Origin of the sequence: Streptomyces albicerus (genome assembly GCF_008905045.1) — a bacterium.
Taxonomy (GTDB): Bacteria; Actinomycetota; Actinomycetes; order Streptomycetales; family Streptomycetaceae; genus Streptomyces; species Streptomyces albicerus.
Genome location: NZ_VWMY01000038.1, coordinates 76,863 through 93,694, shown reverse-complemented (window position 1 = coordinate 93,694; position 16,832 = coordinate 76,863). Strand labels below are relative to the sequence as shown.

Here is a 16,832-nt window from a genome sequence, read left to right as displayed (position 1 = left end):
CTGGGGTATGCCTTCCGGCGCGCGGCCTCGCCCGGCCGCGTCGCACTGAGAGGTGGGGGTCCCCGGCCTGCGGGCCGCTGTCGCACGAGCGCGCCCTCGCACGGCTGCCGTACGTCACGTACGGCGGGACGCCTCACCCGGAGCCGGGTCCCGCCGGCCATGGAAAGCGCTTGTCCGGACATTGGCAGACCTACGGCTGACCCGTCAATGCTTCACCCGCATACCACCGGTCACGGTTTGAATTCCACGGTCCACCGCGAAACGGCTCGCGCCCGCCACGGTGCCGCTGTCGCCGACCGTGCTGCTGACCACCTCGGTGGGCCAGCTCAGCCGGGCCAGTTCGGCCCGTACACCGGGCAGGAGCTGGGGGTACGCGCCGGTGCCGCCGCCCAGCACGATCAGTCCCGGGTCCAGTACGGCGGCCACGGCGGCGGCGAGCCGGCCCACGTCGGCCGCATGGCGGCCGACCACGGCGCATGCGGTGGCGTGACCCTCCTCGGCGAGGGCGAAGAGCCGCTCGGCGGTGCGGGGACACGGACCGTCGGCGTCCCGCCAGGCCTCGGCCGCACGGCGCAGGAGGGAACGCGAGCCTATGTGCTCCTCCAGGGCCTCCTGGCGCGGTTCGCGGCCTTCGTCCCACGGGTAGGGCAGCCGGGCCACCTCTCCCGCGGCGCCGTTCGCCCCGCGCAGCACCTGGCCGCCGACGACGATGCCGAGGCCGATGCCCACACCGATCCGCAGATAGCCGAAGGTCTGGCGGCCGCGGGCGGCGCCCTCGTGCAGTTCGGCGAGCGCGGCGCAGTTGACGTTGTTCTCGAGGTGAACGGGCACACCCGGCGGCAGCGCGACGGCCATGGCGTCGAAGGCGGGTCCCGCCTTGGCGGTCGCGGGGTGCATACCGGCGCCTCCCTCGTCCTGTGCGATGACGTCACCCACGGCGACGACGATGGCGCGCAGCGGGGCGCCGGCCGGCAGCGCGTCGAGGGCCTTGCGCACGGTGTCGGCGGCCTCCTCCCGGGAGCCGGTGCCCTGGGCGAGCAGGGTGCTGTCGAGGGCGCAGCCCCGCACCTGGGTGTGGGTGGGCCCGAGATCGACGGCGAGCACGGCGCCCGCGGCAGGACCGAGACCGTAGACGGCGGCGGAACGACCGGTGGCGCCGGAGGCGGTGCCGGAGCAGGCGGCGAGCTCGGCGGCCTCGAGTTCGGCCACGGCCGAGGAGACGGTCGGCTTGGACAGGCCCGCACCGGCCGCCAGCTGGGGGCGGGTGGCGGTACCCGCCTCGGCCAGCACGGCGAACACCGCGCGGGCACTCTCGCTCAGGTTCATGCTCTCCCTCAGGTCGTGCCGCAGCAGTCTGGTGGCAAGGGTTGTACGGCATCGGGTTTCCGTACCCCTTGACCGCACCCTACTTCGTTAGTTAACTTCCTAACGAACTCCTGCGGTACTCGCCTGCCGCAGTCCCCGAAGCCCGTCCCGGGGCTTCCCTACCACTTGTCCTCAGCCACGATTGCCAAGCGGTCTCGGGGAAGTGAGGCACGCCCCCACCTCCCCGAGACCGCTTGGTCCATACCCACGGTTCGCCCGCCGTTCGCTCCGCACGCGCAGTACCGCGCAACGACGAAAGAGGCTCCGTGCAGGACTCCACGCCCATCGCCGTCGGCATCGACGTGGGCGGCACAAAGACGCACCTCCGCGCGGACGCCGGGGAGAACTCCGGCTCCGGGCAGAGTGCTCTCGCCGATCATGTGCGTACGAGCAGTGGCTGGAGGCCGCACGATCCCGGGCCCGCCGCCGCGTGGCTGGCCGCGCTGATCGAGGACGCCATGCCACGGGACGCGCGCCCGGCCGCGGTGGCCGTCGGCGGGCACGCGTGCGAGACGCCTCGCCAGTGCGAGGAGATCCGCTCCGCACTCCACTCTCTCCTCGGTGTCCCCTGCCTCGTCGTGGGCGACGCCGAACTCCTCGTACCCGCGGCCGGTCTGGACAAGGGCGTCGGTCTCGTGGCCGGCACCGGTTCGGTCGCGGTGGGACGGCTGCCCGACGGCGGCGCGGTCCAGGTCGGCGGCTGGGGCGCGGTCCTCGGCGACGAGGGCGGCTCGGCCGGTCTCGTACGCGAGGCCGCGCGGGCCGTCTGGGCGGCGCACGACCGCGGCGATCCGCCGGACGCCCTCGCGGACCGGCTGACGACCGCTTTCGGGGTGCCCGAAGTGCCGTCCCTGGGCGCGGCGTTGGAGAGCGCGACCGATGTCTCCGCCGAGTGGGGGCGGCACGCGCCCAGTGTGTTCGCGGCGGCCGAGGACGGTTCGCCGCTCGCCCGTCGGGTGATCGCCGAGGGCGGCCGCGCGCTGGCGTCGCTGGTCGTACGGCTCGCCGCGCGCGGGGTCCCGGTGGACGACGTCGTGGTGGCCGGCAGCACTGTGCTCGTCCAGCCGCTGCTGTACGAGGCGTTCACCGCCGCGCTGGCGGAGGCGCTGCCGTCGGCACGGCCGCGGCCGCTGCGCGCGCCGCCGGTGGAGGGGGCCGTGGCGCTGGCCCGGTCGCTGCTGTGAGGCGGCCCCGGCCGATCTGTTCCCAAGACCGTTGAGTTCGCCACTCCGGGATGAGCCCACGAGTTCAACTCCCGTTCAGAAGTCCGGGTTCAGCTCACGTGATCCGTTCGAGTTCCACCATTTTCGAACTCATTCCTCCGTCATCACTCTCACAACTCCAGAAGGAGAGGCACCTCCCATGGCCGGTGCGCATCCCCGTCCCCCTCGTGGCAGAGCCGGTATCGACCGGCGTATGTTCCTGCGGAGTTCCGTGGGCGTCTCGGCCGGGCTGGTCGCGGCCCCTGCGGTCGTGGCCTGGCCGGCGGCCACGGCAGCCTCGGCCGCCACGAACGCGTCCGTCGCCTTCGTGGACTCGTACACCACCAACGTCGTCGCCAACCTCACGTCCGAGACCAACGCGGCCGTGCACATCCTCGACGGCTTCGCGCGCATCTGGAAGACGGGCGCGGCCTGGGACTCCGGCACCCCGCTCATGCCCGAGGTCCTGCGCGCCAACATGCGGTACTGCGCGCACGTCACCCGACGCCGCACGGAGGCCGAGGCCCGGACCGCCTTCATCCAGGACCGCCAGCACCAGAGCTACGCGGTGATCGCGGGCCTCGGTCCGCTCGCCGACCTCTACAAGAGCGGGGCGAAGGCCGTCACCGGCATCACCTCGGCGCCGGACGGCATTCCGCCGGGCCGGATCAGCGACACGCTCCCGGCCGACGCGCCTGCGGGCTCCGCACTGGGCGCCGGCTCCCACGACTCGGACCTCGGCAAGGTCGCCGAACTGGTCGACACGGTGCGCGGCCCGTTCGCGTCGAGCAACCCCTCCAAGCTGAGCTACCAGTACCCCCGCCCATGGCGCATGAACGAGGACAGCGAGGTCGTCGACACGGGCAGGACCGACGAACTGGGCTTCCCCGTCTACGAGTCCGACGTCGTGGTCGTCCCGCAGCTGCTGCGGCAGCGGAGCACCGACCCGGCCGACGACGGAGGCTTCACCAGCGGGCACACGAACGCCTTCTATCTGGCGGCGCTGGCCATGGCGTACGCGATTCCGGAGCGGTTCCAGGAGCTGGTGGCCCGCGCCTCCGAGCTCTCCCACACCCGCATCGTGGCGGGCATGCACTCCACCGTCGACGTGGTCGGTGCCCGGGTCCTCTCCACGGCCCTCGCCGCGGCCGCGCTCGCCGACCCGAAGAACGCCGGCCTCAAGGCGACCGCCCGCGCGCAGGCCTCCGCCTACTTCCAGGAGCGGACCGGCACGACCGCCGACACCCTGTACGCCTACGCCCACTCGGCGGGCCGGGACACCGACCCGTACGTGGACCGGGACGCCAACTGGGCAGCAGTCAAGCCCCGGTTGACGTACGTCCTGCCCAAGCGGCACGCGCACAACCGGATGACCGTGCCCAAGGGTGCCGAGGTGCTCCTGGAGACGCGTCTGCCCTACCTCTCCGCGGCCCAGCGTCGCGAGGTGCTGCGCACGACCGCGCTGCCCGCCGGATACGTCCTGCTGGACGGCTTCGAGCAGTGGGGGCGGCTGAACCTCTTCGCCGCCGCCGACGGCTACGGGGCCTTCGACAGGGACGTGCACGTCACGCTGGATGCCGCCGCCGGAGGCTTCGGCGCCGCCGACACCTGGCGCAACGACATCGGCGGCCGGGGCGCGCTCGTCAAGAGCGGCAGCGGCACGTTGGCCCTCACGGGCGGGAACGACTACAGCGGCGGCACCACGCTGGAGGAGGGCGTCCTCGCGACCGGTTCGGAGGAGGCGCTGGGCTGCGGTGACGTACGGGTCGAAGGCGGTGTCCTGCGGGTGGCTGCGCCGCTGCGGGTGCGGGGGGTGTACGCCCAGGCGTCCGGCACGAGCCTCGATGTGACGCTCGCCGGCGACCGCGTGCCGGCTCTGACGGTGAGCCGTCGTGTGCGGCTCGACCGGGGCAGCGCGCTCGCAATACGGCTCGACGGTTCCTACCGCCCGAGGCGGGGCACCGTGGTTCCGGTGATCGAGACCCGGGCGTTGCAGGGGCGGTTCGGCAGCATCACGGTGGACGGCTTCCGCGCCGAGCCGGTCTTCACGGCTCGTGGGCTGTCGGTACGCCTCACGTAGACGCTTCGCGTGGCGCTCCGCTGGAAGCATCGTTCGGGTGCGGGCCGGTGGGGGCTGGTCGCGCAGTTCCCCGCGCCCCTGACGGGGCGCGCCCACACGGCGGAGCCGCATGTGTCACAGCCCCGCGCCCCGTCAGGGGCGCGGGGCGTTTGTCAGTGGCCCTCGATCGCCCACGCCCTGCCGCCGTTGGGCGGTGTGGTGGTCGGGCCGGGGGCGGCCAGCCAGTCGGCGACGGTGTGCGCGATGGGCTGGCCCGATTCGATCTGTATGAATCCGAACTGGCCGGACTGGTTGCACTCGAGGAACCACCACATCCCGTCGGCGTCCTCGGCGAAGTCGAAGGCGCCGTAAGCCAGTCCGGCCTCCCGGAGGTAGGTGTGCACCCCGGCGGCGATAAGCGGCGGTGCCTCGACCGGGCGCCAGGGAGCGTCGGAGGTGGCGAACCGTACGTCCACCTCGTCGGGGTCGGCGCCCGGGGCGACCGCCTTGCGGGCGGCGTGGATCCGGTCGCCGACACAGGTCAGCCTGATGTCGGCCTGCTTGGCGACCCGCCGTTGGAGCAGGGTCGGGCCGAAGGCGACGGCAGCGAAGTCCGCGTCGGGCGCGACCCGGCTGGTGGGCACCGCCCTGGGCGGTTCCTGCGGGTGCGCGCCCGAGACGGGCTTGACCACCAGGTCCGGGAAGCGGTCCGCGAAGTCACGGGCCGCCTGCGGGAACGTGGTGATCAGCGTGGCGGGTACGGGAAGTCTGCTGCGCTGGGCGAGGTGGAGCTGCCAGGGCTTGTGGCGGGCCCGGCGGGCCGCGTCGGGGTGGTTCATCCAGCGCGCGCCGGTGGAGCGCAGCATGCCGTAGAGCGCCTGTGCGGACTCCTCGGTCAGCCAGTCGGAGGGCTCGGCGACACGGGACGCGGGCACACCGGGCCTGCGGACCCAGACGGACCGCAGCCCGCTCATGCTCACCAGCCGGCCGCCGGCGGACAGGTGCCCGCGGAAGGCGCCGTGCACGTACTCGCCCGACAGGGCCACCGGGCCCGGCAGGTCCGCGGGGTCGAGCCGGACGACCGGGACGCCACTCCCGTCGAGTTCCGCCACCACCATGTCCGCGGTCACATCCTGTTCGCACGTCAGGATCAGAACCGTCATCGTTGCGGGTCCGGCTTCAGTCGTCGAAGTGGGTCTTCGAGCCGGCGGTGGACGTGGTGGCTCCCAACTCCCGCAACACGGCGTAGTCATGAGCGGCAAGCCGCCCGTCCGGGAGCACGTTCAACTGCAGTCTGGAGTCATAGGCATACGGAACGCTGACCTCCAACTGCTGGGCCGGACGGGCATAGTTGAGCGCGAACGGTCGCATCGGTTCTCCTTGCTCGGTGCGAACCCGGTCAAGCGGATCGTGACGCTCCGGCATCACGGCGCCTGGCGGGTCTGCTGGGCTTCCACGGAGATATACGAATCGAACAGGCGAATGGTTGCTTCACGCAGCGTAGTCATCGGAGCAGTACGGACCGTGATCGCGTCCGCCTCGGCCGATCCTCCGTGCATAGGGCAGTCATTCCGCCTCCTATGACGTACGTCCCGGGATTACGGATCCGGGGTCGAGCCGCAGTTCAGCGCACTGGCGCACACCTTCGTCCATCGAACGCTTCGCGCGCCCGTCAGGTGCCCCGGGGCCGGCGGCGCCTGAGCGCGCCGGACCACGGGTCGTCGCACATGTGCTGCCGTGGCCATAAATTTCATTCGGAGGACACCTCCTTCGCTCCTCGTCCGACCGTCGATCGGAGGCAGGCCATGGATCAGTTGCGGCAAGAAGTGGATCCGGTCGAGGTCGGCCTGGATCCGGTGGCCCTGGACCGGCTCGACCGGTTCTTCGCCCGCCGTGTGGAGGTCGGTCAGCTCCCCGGGTACCTGGTTTCCGTGGCCCGTCACGGACGTGTCGCGCATCTCACGTCGTACGGGCTCCGCGACCGGGAGGCCGGGGTCCCGGTCACGGCGGACACCGTGTGGCGGCTCTACTCGATGACCAAGCCGGTGGCGTCCGTCGCCGCGCTGATGCTCCACGAGCAGGGCCTGCTCGACCTCGACGACCCCGTCGCCCGCCATCTTCCGGCCTTCGCCGACCCGCAGGTCTACGTGAGCGGGACCGGCGCCGACGTCAGGACCCGCCCGGCCGAGGGCCCCATCCTGATCCGGCATCTCCTGACCCATACCGCGGGCCTGACGATGGGCGCCTACCGCACCCACCCGGTGGACGCCCTCTACCGGGCCGCCGGGATCGAGATCACGACGCCGAAGGACGCGGACCTGGCCGAGGCCTGCGAGGTGTACGCGGGTCTGCCGCTGCAGTTCGAGCCGGGGACCGAGTGGAACTACTCGGTGGCCACCAACGTCATCGGACGTCTCATCGAGGTGGTGACGGGCCGGCCGATCGACGCGTTCCTCGCCGAGCGGGTCTTCGGGCCGCTCGGGATGACGGACACCGGCTTCTGGGTCCCCGGGGAGCGGGCGGACCGGCTGGCCGTGCTGTACCAGGAGGACCAGGACGGCGGGATCGCGCCGATCCCGGGCCCGCCCGTGCACGAACGCCCACGACTGCCGGCCTGCACCGGCGGGCTGGTGGCAACCGCCCGCGACTACCACCGCTTCATGGAGTTCCTCCGCCGACGCGGCGAACTCGACGGCGTCCGCCTGCTGTCCGCCGAGACGGTGGACACGATGACCGCCAACCACATCCCGGGCGACCTTCACACCTTCGGCAGTAAGCCCATCCACGGGCAGCCCGGCAACGCGGGCCTCGGCTTCGGCCTCGGCGTCTCGGTCGTGGTGGACGCGGACCGCACGGAGTCACCGGAGAGCGAGGGGTCGTACGGCTGGACCGGAGCGGCCGGTTCGACGTTCTGGGTCGACCCGCGCAACGATCTGACCGTGCAGTTCATGGCGCAGCTGCGGCCTGCGGGGATGCTGTCCTTCCACGAACTCAAGGGTTTCGTGCGGGAGGCGCTCGGCGGCTGAGCGGGGCGTGTCGACTCATTGACTATCGTTGCCCGATCACATGGATGGTGCCCGAGGGGGCGGTTCTTCGGAGGGCGCGGGATGGATGCGGGGCGGGACGGCTGGATACGGGTGCCTGTCGGGGACGACGCCGCTCGGTGGATCACGCGGGACAGCCTTCCGGTGCTGCTCGTCGTGCACAACGTCACCGCGGCGACTCGGCTGCTGGACATCCTGCCGCTGTTCTACGACGACTTCCGGGTGCACTTCCTCGCGACGACTCCGGGCTCCTCCGCGTTCCGCGCGGGCCTCGCCGAGCTGTTCGCGAAGGTCGACGTGCCGGTCGTGCCGTGGGAACAGGCGGTCCGTACGCCGGTGAAGCTGGCCATCTCGGCGAGCTTCGGCGGCCAACTCGCCGCCCTTTCAGGCAGTTTGACCGTATTGTCCCACGGTGTCGGCTACACTAAAAGGCTGGCAACGCCGGGAGCCGGGAGCCGGGAGCCGGGAGCCGGGAGCCGGGAGCCGGGAGCCGGGAGCCGGGAGCCGGGAGCCGGGAGCCGGGAGCCGGGAGCGCGCCCGTGTTCGGGCTTTCGCGGGAGTGGCTGCTGGCCGAGGACGGCAGGCCTGTCGCGGACGCGCTCGTGTTGTCGCATCCGGAGCAGTTGGAACGGTTGCGGGCGGCCTGTCCTGAGGCGGTGCACACGGCGGTGCTCGCCGGAGACCCGTGCTTCGACCGCCTCCTGGCGGCGCGCGAGCAGCGCGAGCGCTTTCGCCGGGCCCTCGGCACGCACCCCGGCCAGCGGCTCGTCCTCCTCAACTCCACCTGGCACACCGAATCGTTGTTCGGTGACGGCGGTGACGACGTCCTGCCGGCGCTCCTCCCCCGGCTGACCTCCGAACTCCCTGCCGACGAGTACCGCGTCGCGGCCGTCCTGCACCCCAACATCTGGTACGGCCACCGCCCCGGCCAGATCCGCGTCTGGCTGGACCGCGCCCGCCGGGCCGGACTCACCCTGATCGACCCCGTCGACGGCTGGCGCCAGGCGCTGCTCGCCGCGGACGTGGTGATCGGCGACCACGGCTCGGTCACGTACTACGCCGCGGCCCTCGGTACGCCCGTGCTCCTGGGGGCCGCACCGCTTTCGGCTCTCGACCCCGACGCGCCGATCTCGGATTTCGTACGGGACGCGCCTCGCCTCGATCCCACGACTCCCCTGCGTTCGCAGCTGGACGCCCTCCTGACCGAGCACCAACCCCTCGCAGGGCCGGCCGAGTTCACCACGTCGCAGCCCGGCCGGTCGGCTGCCCTGCTGCGCCGCCACTTCTACCGGCAGCTGGGTCTCCCCGAGCCGGAGGAGCCCGCTCTCCTCGAGCCCCTTCCCCTGCCTCCGTACGAACCCCCGTCCCGCACGGCCCCGTTGAGGGTGATGACCTGGCTGCCGGGTGCGGGCGAGGTCGCGGTCGAGCGGTACGCCGACCCGCGCTCCGGCCCGCCCGGCGACGGCGAGACGCATCTGGCCGTACACGAGGACACCAGGGACCCGGCTCAACTCGCCCTGGCCGACGTGGTGTTCCGCGAGGGATCCGCCGCCGACCCCCGCTTCGGCCCACCGGCGCGCTGGACGGCCGAGGTCCTCGTCCGTCACCCGCACTGCGCCCTGGCCGCCTATGTGACCGGTCCCGACTCCTGCACGGTGCGCACGCGTGCGGGCCGACTCCTCTGTCTCACAGCCGAGTCGACGGCCGATCCCGCCGCGTACGCCTCCGCCCTGCACGCCTGGCTGGCGGCGGGCAAGGCGGTGGAGGAGCTGATCGCCGAGGGCCTGACCGTCCGTACCGGCACGGCCGTTCACCGCGTACGGGTCACTCCGGCCTGACGCCGACGCACCGCTCCCGGAGCACCCGCAGATACGCGAGGTGATACTCCGCCTTCTCCTCCGCGAGCGCGGCGATCGCCTCGTCGATCAGCGGCAGCGCCTCCGTGAACTCCTCGCCGTCCAGGCGGGTTTCGGCGAGGTCGGTGAGGGTGCGCGCCGTGTTGTAGGCCTCGCCGCTCTCCCTGAAGAACGCCAGCGCCCGCTCCAGCCGCTCCCCTGCCTCCTCCCGCCGCTGCAGCCCGCGCAGCGCCCGTCCCCGGTGGCGCTCCAACAAGGCGAGGGCACGCGGCAGATCACCGGCGCCCTCGTCCTCGGGACCGATGCCCGCGTAGATCCCGTACGACTCCTCGAAGCAGCCGTACGCTTCCTGGAACCGCCACTGCCGTAGCCGCAGCAGCCCCAGGAACTCCACAGCGGAGGCGTGGCCGCGCGGATGCCCGGCGGCGCGCTCGTCCCGTGCGGCGGCGACCGCCTCGCGCTCGGCCTCGTCCCACAGGCGCAACTCGGTGAGAGTGTGGGCGAGTTGGGCATGAAGGGCCCCGGCCTCGCGCGTGCCGGGGAACCGCTCGTCGGCCACCCGTACGGCGATGCGCAGTGCGGGCAGCAGGACGTCATGGTGACCGGCCTTGAGCTGGAGCGGCCACAGCGCCCGGCCCAGCCGTACGACGGTGTCGCCGTCGCCGAACTCGTCGGCGAGGCCCATCACTCGCACCAGGTTGCCCGCCTCGGCCGCGAGCGCATCGAGTGCCTCACCGCGGTCGGCGTACGGCACCGCGACCGCCCCGGCGGGAAGTTCCGGGATCCGCCAGCTCTCCGGCAGCACCGCCCTCGCCGCGCTCACGGCCCGCAGCAGATACCCCTCGACGGTCCGGTTCATCGCCGCCGAGCAGGCGACGATCCCGTCCTCCCGTGCGGCGACCGCCTCGGCGTGCGCGCGTACGCCCTCGCGGTACTGGTAGCGCCCGTCGTCCACGCGCTCCAGCAGCATGGTGTCGGCGAGTTCCTCCAACCACCCTTCCGCCTCGGCCGGTTGGGTGCCGGCGGCCCGCGCGGCGCCCGCGGCGTCGAGCGCGGGCAGATCGCAGAGCGCGGCCAGCCGGTAGAGCCGCGCCACGCCGGGCGTCAGCATCCGGTAGGAGTCCTCGGCGGCGGCGCGTACGGGATCGGTCTCGGGGGACACCGCCGAGGCCTCCTGTGTGGCCGCGAAGAGACGGGGCGCGGCGGCCTTGATGGCATACGGCGAACCGGCGCACCGGGCCAGCAGGGACGGCATCGTGGCGCGGGCGGCGGCGATCGCGGACTTGTCCACGAGGGCCGCCAGCAGCCGCTCCGAGTCCCGTTCGGTGAGCGGCCCGACGGGGATCGGCAAGGCGTCGAGACCCGTCGGGCGGTGCCGGGCGCCGACGATCGTGAAGACCTCGGGTGCGGAGCCGATCACGGGTTCGACCTGGGCGGCGGATCGCGCGTGGTCGAGGATGACCAGCAGCCGCCGGTCGGCCGCGTACCGCCGGAAGAGCTCTTGCCGCTCGGTGAAGGCGGGCGGCAACTCCTCGTCCGGCAGGCCGAGTTGCCGTAACACCTCGCCGAGCACCCGCGCCGCGTCGAGGGGCGTGCCGGTGCCGCCGCCGCGCAGGTCCACATAGATCTGGCCGTCCGGGAAGCGCTCGGCCGCCCGCACTCCCCAGTGCTTGGCGAGCGTAGTGACGCCCATCCCCTCCGGGCCGTACAGCAGAGCGAGCCGGGGCCGTCCGTCGGCCTTGCGCCGCGCTTCCTCGTCGAGTCGCTTCAACGCGTCCCGCCGGTCGGTGAAGGACCGTATGGAAGGGGGCAGACAAGGCCGGCCGACGACGACGCCAGGGGCCCGCACTCCGCCCGCGAACTCGACCCAGGCCCGCGCGAGTTGGGGATCCCTGCGCACTCCCTCGGACACGACCCGTGCCACGGCCGCCACCTCGTCCGGGTTCCCCGGCGCGGCCACCTCCCGCCCGGCGATCCTCCGCACCAGCCCGCCGGCCGACTCCCAGGCCCACTTCCCGGCCTCGTTGGCCATCCCGGAGCCGACGGCCCCGAGCACGCCCGCCACGGCGGCCACCGACATGGGCTCCAACATCCGCACTCCCCGTCCCCGACACCCTTTGGGATCAACGGTAGCGGCAGCTTTCTTACGTCAAAGGCCCTGACAGGCCCCGGAGTTCACGTACAGCGGGCCTGCAGCGTGAAGTCGATCCCGTTTGCGGCCAGTTCGGTGAGCCACTCCTCCGAACGCGCCGCGGTCTCCGCGGCTCGGTTGAGGCCGGGCGGCAGGCCTCCCCCCAGAATCCGCCGCACGCCGAGTGCCAGCGTTCGCGACACGCAGCGGGCCATCGCGCTCTCCTCGGCGTCGCCCCGCATGTCCAGCAGATAGCGCCCCGACCACGCGCGCCCTGTGCCGTCGCGTACGTCGAGGGAGACGGCCAGGACGACCCGGTCGCGGTCTGCGTCGGTCGTCGGGTAGCGGGTCGCCAATTCCTGGGCCAGCGCGGTGATCCGCTGGTCGTCGCCGTGCCGGAGTTCCTCGAAGACCGGCTGCCAGGCGTCGAGCCACCCGTCGAGGCGGAGCGTGCCGCGGATGAAGGTCTGGGGCTTCCAGGCCGACGGCAGTCCGTACTGGTCGACGAAGGGGATGCTGTCGCGGTTCGGGTAGACCTCGAACGGTTCGCCGTCCACCACATGGGGGCGCGTGACCTCCCAGGGGCGGAGGGCGGTCGTCTCGGCGCCACCCTCGATGTAACGGGCGGGCGAGCGAAGGGCGTTGAGGACGCCGGCCGGGGCCCAGCTGAACCGGTACTTGAAGTCGTTCGGCACGGCCGGAATCCCGCCGCAGTACGAGGTGAGGCCGACCTCGGCGGCTGTGTCGGCGCCGATCTCCTCGCGGGCACGGGCGATGAGGCTGTGCGCGAAGAGATGGTCGATGCCCGGGTCGAGGCCTGCCTCGGTGAGGACGACGATGCCGGCCGCCGTGGCGGCCGGGACCTGGTCCAGGACCGCTTCCGACACGTAACTGGAGCAGGCGAAGTGGGCCTTGCGGGTCACGCAGGCGGCGAGCAGCGGTGCGTGTTCGGGGGCCGGGAGCATGGACACCACCACGTCGCCGGGTGCCAGCTCGGCCGTGAGGGCCGGGAGCGTGTAGGCGCGGGGCTCGGCACGGCCGGCGAGGCCCAGGGCGCCCAGGCTCTGCGCCGCGCGCTCCTCGGTGCGATGCCACAGGCGTACGCGGTCGGCGGCGTCGCACAGCGCGGCGAGACCGCTGCCCGTGGACAGGCCCGCGCCGATCCAGTGGACCGTGCCGGAGGCGGGGACGGCGGCAGGTACGGCGGCGGTCTCAGGCATCTCGGAACTCCCCTTCCACCAGGCCGAGTTCACGGCAGGTCTCGTTGAACCGATCCAGACAGCGCCCCCAGGCACCGCCCACTCCGAACTCCATCAGCAACGGTGCCAGCGACCCCGAGAAGCCCGTGCTCGCCTCCTCCGGGAGCAGGGACGGCAGGTTGTCGATGGCTATGAGGTCGAGGGCGGGCCGCTCGTGGAGGCGTCGTACGGGATTCGTCCAGTCGGTGACCGTGTCGTAGACCGGCAGGACGTTGTAGGGGGAGCCGACGTCGCAGGTCACGTCGCACACCGTGCGCAGTCGGCGGCCCGGTTCGGTCAGGTCCTTGTCCGTGAGGAACGGGGTGACCGGTCCGGTGGTGAGCACGGTGTTCACCATCAGCTCGTGCTGCAGCAGGGCCGGTCGGTCCAGGTCGCGGGTCTCGGCGAGGTCCCAGCAGGTGGGGTCGAGCCCGGCCTCGGCGAGGGCGACCCGCGCACCGCGCCCCGAGCGGCCGAGGGCGCCGATCACGAGCGAGGTGAACCGGTCGTCTCCGGGGGCCGGTTGGAGTGCCTCGTCCAGTTCCTCCTTCGACGTGGGCCGCAGTGGAGCCGTCAGCCTGCCCCGGTGGTGCAGTACCGCGAGGGCCGCGCCCACATAACCCGCCCAGTAGCCGAAGGCGGCGAGCCTGCGCCCGTTGTCGTCCACCAGATACTCGAGGTCGAGCAGCGCCCCGCCCCCGGCGACGAACCGGCGCAGCAACGCCTCGGCCCCGGGCTGCGCCTTGTACGCGTGCCCGAAGAAGACATGACGGTGCCTCAACTCACGTGGCTCGTCCGGGAGTTCCTTGAGGCCGACGATCACCGCGTCCAACGGCGCGACGGCCCAGGAGTCGGCCTCCACGACACGGCACCCCACGGCCGCGTACGCCTCTGCCGGGAAGACCCGCTGCGGGGACTCCTCGACGGTGAGCGTCACGCCGTTCTCGATGAGCCGCCGGGCGTCGGACGGCACGATCGGGGTGCGTCGCTCGGTCGTACGGGTCTCGTGGCGCAGCCACAGGTGGAGCTCGGTCATACGCAGTTGACCTCCGGTCGCAGGGCATCGACGGCGAACCGTTCGGCACGCAGCGGGGTGATGTCGACGAAGGGATCATGCCCCAGGTACAGGTCGCGGACGACCTCGCCGACGGCGGGTCCCTGGAGGAAGCCGTGCCCGGAGAATCCGGTCGCGTACAGGAAGCGGGACACCGAACTCGCCTCGCCGATCAGGGCGTTGTGGTCCGGGGTGATCTCGTACAGGCCGGCCCAGCCGCCCGTCCTGCGCAGGTCGAGCAGGGCCGGGGCGCGGTGCTCCATGGCCTCGCAGAGGCGGGGGATCCAGCGGTCGTGGGTCTCGGTGGCGAAGCCGGTGGTCTCGTCGGGGTCGGACATGCCGACGAGCAGGCCCGGACCCTCGGTGTGGAAGTAGAGGCTGCTGTTGAAGTCGATGGTCATGGGGAGGTCGGGCGGGAGGTCCGGGACCGGTTCGGTGACGGCGATCTGGCGGCGCAGCGGCTCCACCGGGAGGTCCACGCCGGCCATCGCGCCGACGGCCCGCGACCAGGCGCCCGCCGCGCAGACGACGGCCGACGTGTCGATACGGCCCAGGCGCGTGACAACGGCCGTGATGTCGTCGCCGCGCGTCTCGATGCCGGTGACCTCGCAGTGCCGTACGACGGTCGCGCCGTGGCGGCGGGCGGCGGCCGCGTATCCGTGCACCACGGCCTCGGGCGTGCAGTGGCCGTCGTCCGGGGAGAACGCGGCGGCGAGCAGCCCGTCGGTGGTGATCAGCGGCGAGAGACGCTGTGCCTCGGCCGGAGCCATCATGCGGCTGGGCACGCCGAGGCCGTTCTGCAGCCGGACCCCGGCCTCGAACGCCTCGACCTCCTCGGGTGTCGACAGCAGGAAGAGATAGCCGACGCGGTGCAGCCCGATGTCGTGGCCCGTCTCCTCGCCGAAGCGGGCGAACGCCTCCAGGCTCCGCGCGCCCAGCCGGATGTTGAGCTCGTCGGAGAACTGTGCGCGGACCCCGCCCGCGGCCCGCGAGGTGGACCCGGACGCGAGTTCGTCCCGCTCCACCAGCACCACGTCGGGCACTCCGGCCCGCGCGAGGTGGTAGGCGATGCTCGCGCCCATCACCCCGCCGCCGATGATGACGACCCCCGCACGCCCGGGCACGCCGGTCATGGCTGCGACTCCCCTCCGCGGGCGTGTCCCCGCGCGGCGTCGATCACGGCCCAGGCCGCCGCGGCGTCCTGAATCCCGAGGCCGACGCTGTTGTAGTAGACGATGTCCTGCGCGGTCGTACGTCCGTGGCGGCGGCCCGTGAGCACACCGCCGAGCGGGATCAGGTCCTCGTGGGCGAGTGCCTTGGAGTGCAGCGCGTCCACGACAGGGCCGGCGTGTTCCGCCGCGGTCGCCGGGTCGTCGACGACGACGGCCGCGGCCCGCCGTGCGACCTCGGTGTCGACCTCGCTGCGGCTGGGCTCGAAGGAGCCGACGCTGACGACCGTGCATCCCGGCGAGAGCCACTCGCCCCGTACGACGGGCGTGCTGCTGAGGGTGCAGGCCGCGACCATGGGCAGCCCGGCCACGGCTTCCTCCGCCGAGTCGACGGCCTTGACCTGGATGCCCAGTTCGGCCGCCAGTAGCCGCGCCGCCCGTACGCGCCGGTCCGGGGCCGGGCTCCAGATCCGTACGGCCCGCAGATCCCGCACCCGGGCGACGCACCGCGCGTGGGCGAGTGCCTGGGTGCCGGAGCCGAGGAGGCCCAGTTCCGTGCTGTCGGGGACGGCCAGTGCGTCGAAGGCGACGGCACTGGCGGCGGCGGTGCGCAGGGTCGTCACCGCCGTGCCGTCCATGACGGCGACGAGCTGCCCGGTGACCGGGTCGAGCGCGTTGATCACGGCGTGGATGGTGGGCAGCCCGGCGGCCGCGTTGCCCGGATTGACGCTGCCGACCTTGGCGACGGCACCGGTGTCCGCGGACAGCCGCGCGAGGTACGCGAACACGACACTGTCGTCGAACCCGCTGGGATGCATGATCTTCCCGGGCAGTTCGGCGGTGCCGTCGCCGAGTGCGGTGAAGGCGGCTCGCTGGGAGCGGATCGCGGCGTCGGTGTCCAGCAGGGCCGTCACCTGGTCGCGGGAGAGAAAGAGGACGTCGTCGGTCATTCCCCCTTCCCTACCCTGTCCGCGCCGGTGTCACCACGACCGGCGCGTCCAGGTGACGCTCCCGTTCCTCGCACAGCCACCGGCGGCCGGCGGGCGGTGCGGGTCAGACGCGGTGGCCCACGACGGCGTCCAGGTGCGGCAGGTCGTGGTCCAGGCGCTCCCGCTTGGTGCGCAGGTAGGTGATGTTGTCCTCGCAGGGCGGGATCAGCAGCGGGACCTGCTCGTCGACCTTGATGCCGTTGCGCAGCAACGCCTCGCGCTTGCGCGGGTTGTTGGACAGCAGTCTCACCGAGCGGACACCGAGGTCGTGCAGGATGTCCGCGGCCACCCCGTAGTCACGGGCGTCCACCGGCAGCCCGAGCGCGAGGTTCGCCTCGACCGTGTCGAGACCTTCGGCCTGGAGCTTCATCGCCTGGAGCTTGGCGAGCAGACCGATCCCGCGGCCCTCGTGCCCCCGCAGATACACGAGGATGCCGCGCCCCTCCGCCGCGATCTCCCGCAGCGCGGTGGAGAGTTGGGGACCGCACTCGCAGTGCCGGGACCCGAACGCGTCGCCCGTGAGGCACTCGGAGTGCAGCCGGGTGAGCATTCCCTCTTCCTCGATGTCGCCGTAGACCAGGGCCACCTGTTCGTCTCCGCGGGTACGGTCCAGGTAGCCGACGGCCTGGAAATCGCCGTACACCGTGGGCAGCGGGGCATTCACGACCCGTTCGACACCTGAGGGATCGGCTTTCCCGGCGAGTGCACCATCTATTTCTGTCATG

Annotated in this window: 14 protein-coding genes; 4 read left to right on the top strand and 10 right to left on the bottom strand. The window is 72.5% G+C overall.

Annotation, left to right across the window (positions count from 1 at the left end):
• Positions 1-204: 204 nt before the first annotated feature.
• Positions 205-1,326: an ROK family protein gene (locus GAS53_RS31825; RefSeq protein WP_151481191.1), complete on the bottom strand. Its 1,122-nt coding sequence runs from the start codon at positions 1,324-1,326 to the stop codon at positions 205-207.
• A gap of 305 nt (positions 1,327-1,631) precedes the next feature.
• Here GAS53_RS31825 and GAS53_RS31820 point away from each other — a divergent pair, with 305 nt between their 5' ends.
• Both GAS53_RS31820 and GAS53_RS31815 read left to right on the top strand, forming a co-directional pair.
• Positions 1,632-2,549: an N-acetylglucosamine kinase gene (locus GAS53_RS31820; RefSeq protein ID WP_151481190.1), complete on the top strand. Its 918-nt coding sequence runs from the start codon at positions 1,632-1,634 to the stop codon at positions 2,547-2,549.
• A 232-nt stretch (positions 2,550-2,781) separates the two neighbouring features.
• The gene (locus GAS53_RS31815) at positions 2,782-4,647 is read left to right on the top strand and encodes a phosphatase PAP2 family protein (protein WP_225859211.1); all 1,866 of its coding nucleotides are present in this window, start codon (positions 2,782-2,784) and stop codon (positions 4,645-4,647) included.
• Between the two features lie 152 nt (positions 4,648-4,799).
• Here GAS53_RS31815 and tgmB read toward each other — a convergent pair whose 3' ends face one another.
• Positions 4,800-5,789, bottom strand: coding sequence for an ATP-grasp ribosomal peptide maturase (gene tgmB, locus GAS53_RS31810; protein ID WP_151481188.1), 990 nt, complete (start codon positions 5,787-5,789; stop codon positions 4,800-4,802).
• A gap of 16 nt (positions 5,790-5,805) precedes the next feature.
• Positions 5,806-5,997 carry a putative ATP-grasp-modified RiPP gene (tgmA, locus tag GAS53_RS31805; protein ID WP_033325990.1) on the bottom strand — a complete coding sequence of 64 codons (192 nt, stop codon included), beginning with the start codon at positions 5,995-5,997 and terminating at the stop codon, positions 5,806-5,808.
• Positions 5,998-6,431: 434 nt separating this feature from the next.
• Here tgmA and GAS53_RS31800 point away from each other — a divergent pair, with 434 nt between their 5' ends.
• On the top strand, positions 6,432-7,652 hold the full coding sequence (locus GAS53_RS31800; RefSeq protein WP_151481187.1) for a serine hydrolase domain-containing protein: 1,221 nt from the start codon (positions 6,432-6,434) through the stop codon (positions 7,650-7,652).
• Positions 7,653-7,876: 224 nt separating this feature from the next.
• Here the strand turns inward: GAS53_RS31800 and GAS53_RS58060 are convergent, their stop codons facing one another.
• Positions 7,877-8,020, bottom strand: coding sequence for a hypothetical protein (locus GAS53_RS58060; RefSeq protein ID WP_192583360.1), 144 nt, complete (start codon positions 8,018-8,020; stop codon positions 7,877-7,879).
• 189 nt (positions 8,021-8,209) lie between these two features.
• Between GAS53_RS58060 and GAS53_RS31790 the strand changes: the two genes are divergently transcribed.
• Positions 8,210-9,508: a UDP-N-acetyl glucosamine 2-epimerase gene (locus GAS53_RS31790; RefSeq protein WP_151481185.1), complete on the top strand. Its 1,299-nt coding sequence runs from the start codon at positions 8,210-8,212 to the stop codon at positions 9,506-9,508.
• On the opposite strand, the gene GAS53_RS31785 is transcribed toward GAS53_RS31790, so the two are convergent.
• The 6 genes from GAS53_RS31785 to ribA all read right to left on the bottom strand — a co-directional run bounded on the left by GAS53_RS31785 (position 9,495) and on the right by ribA (position 16,831).
• Positions 9,495-11,618 (bottom strand): tetratricopeptide repeat protein, encoded by a 2,124-nt coding sequence (locus GAS53_RS31785; RefSeq protein ID WP_151481184.1) that lies wholly within the window; start codon positions 11,616-11,618, stop codon positions 9,495-9,497. The two genes, GAS53_RS31790 and GAS53_RS31785, sit on opposite strands and share 14 nt — an antisense overlap.
• Before the next feature lie 83 nt (positions 11,619-11,701).
• Positions 11,702-12,877: a saccharopine dehydrogenase family protein gene (locus GAS53_RS31780; protein ID WP_151481183.1), complete on the bottom strand. Its 1,176-nt coding sequence runs from the start codon at positions 12,875-12,877 to the stop codon at positions 11,702-11,704.
• A complete protein-coding gene (locus tag GAS53_RS31775; protein ID WP_151481182.1) occupies positions 12,870-13,931 on the bottom strand; it encodes a saccharopine dehydrogenase in 1,062 nt (353 codons plus the stop codon). Before GAS53_RS31775 ends, GAS53_RS31780 begins: the two co-directional genes overlap by 8 nt.
• Positions 13,928-15,082, bottom strand: a complete 1,155-nt coding sequence (locus GAS53_RS31770) for an NAD(P)/FAD-dependent oxidoreductase (protein WP_151481181.1) — start codon at positions 15,080-15,082, stop codon at positions 13,928-13,930. Before GAS53_RS31770 ends, GAS53_RS31775 begins: the two co-directional genes overlap by 4 nt.
• The gene (locus GAS53_RS31765) at positions 15,079-16,068 is read right to left on the bottom strand and encodes an ornithine cyclodeaminase family protein (protein WP_151481180.1); all 990 of its coding nucleotides are present in this window, start codon (positions 16,066-16,068) and stop codon (positions 15,079-15,081) included. Before GAS53_RS31765 ends, GAS53_RS31770 begins: the two co-directional genes overlap by 4 nt.
• A gap of 103 nt (positions 16,069-16,171) precedes the next feature.
• The gene (gene ribA, locus GAS53_RS31760; RefSeq protein WP_151481179.1) at positions 16,172-16,831 is read right to left on the bottom strand and encodes a GTP cyclohydrolase II; all 660 of its coding nucleotides are present in this window, start codon (positions 16,829-16,831) and stop codon (positions 16,172-16,174) included.
• Position 16,832 lies beyond the last annotated feature (1 nt).

What these genes read in the sequence shown, in the direction of transcription:
- ribA (WP_151481179.1), bottom strand. Translation starts at nt 16,831, where the DNA reads ATGACAGAAATAGATGGTGCACTCGCCGGGAAAGCCGATCCCTCAGGT.
- GAS53_RS31775 (WP_151481182.1), bottom strand. Translation starts at nt 13,931, where the DNA reads ATGACCGAGCTCCACCTGTGGCTGCGCCACGAGACCCGTACGACCGAG.
- tgmB (WP_151481188.1), bottom strand. Translation starts at nt 5,789, where the DNA reads ATGACGGTTCTGATCCTGACGTGCGAACAGGATGTGACCGCGGACATG.
- GAS53_RS31780 (WP_151481183.1), bottom strand. Translation starts at nt 12,877, where the DNA reads ATGCCTGAGACCGCCGCCGTACCTGCCGCCGTCCCCGCCTCCGGCACG.
- GAS53_RS58060 (WP_192583360.1), bottom strand. Translation starts at nt 8,020, where the DNA reads ATGGCCAGCTTCACCGGCGTACGGACCGCCTGTTCCCACGGCACGACC.
- GAS53_RS31815 (WP_225859211.1), top strand. Translation starts at nt 2,782, where the DNA reads ATGTTCCTGCGGAGTTCCGTGGGCGTCTCGGCCGGGCTGGTCGCGGCC.
- GAS53_RS31800 (WP_151481187.1), top strand. Translation starts at nt 6,432, where the DNA reads ATGGATCAGTTGCGGCAAGAAGTGGATCCGGTCGAGGTCGGCCTGGAT.
- GAS53_RS31825 (WP_151481191.1), bottom strand. Translation starts at nt 1,326, where the DNA reads ATGAACCTGAGCGAGAGTGCCCGCGCGGTGTTCGCCGTGCTGGCCGAG.
- GAS53_RS31765 (WP_151481180.1), bottom strand. Translation starts at nt 16,068, where the DNA reads ATGACCGACGACGTCCTCTTTCTCTCCCGCGACCAGGTGACGGCCCTG.
- GAS53_RS31770 (WP_151481181.1), bottom strand. Translation starts at nt 15,082, where the DNA reads ATGACCGGCGTGCCCGGGCGTGCGGGGGTCGTCATCATCGGCGGCGGG.
- tgmA (WP_033325990.1), bottom strand. Translation starts at nt 5,997, where the DNA reads ATGCGACCGTTCGCGCTCAACTATGCCCGTCCGGCCCAGCAGTTGGAG.
- GAS53_RS31785 (WP_151481184.1), bottom strand. Translation starts at nt 11,618, where the DNA reads ATGTTGGAGCCCATGTCGGTGGCCGCCGTGGCGGGCGTGCTCGGGGCC.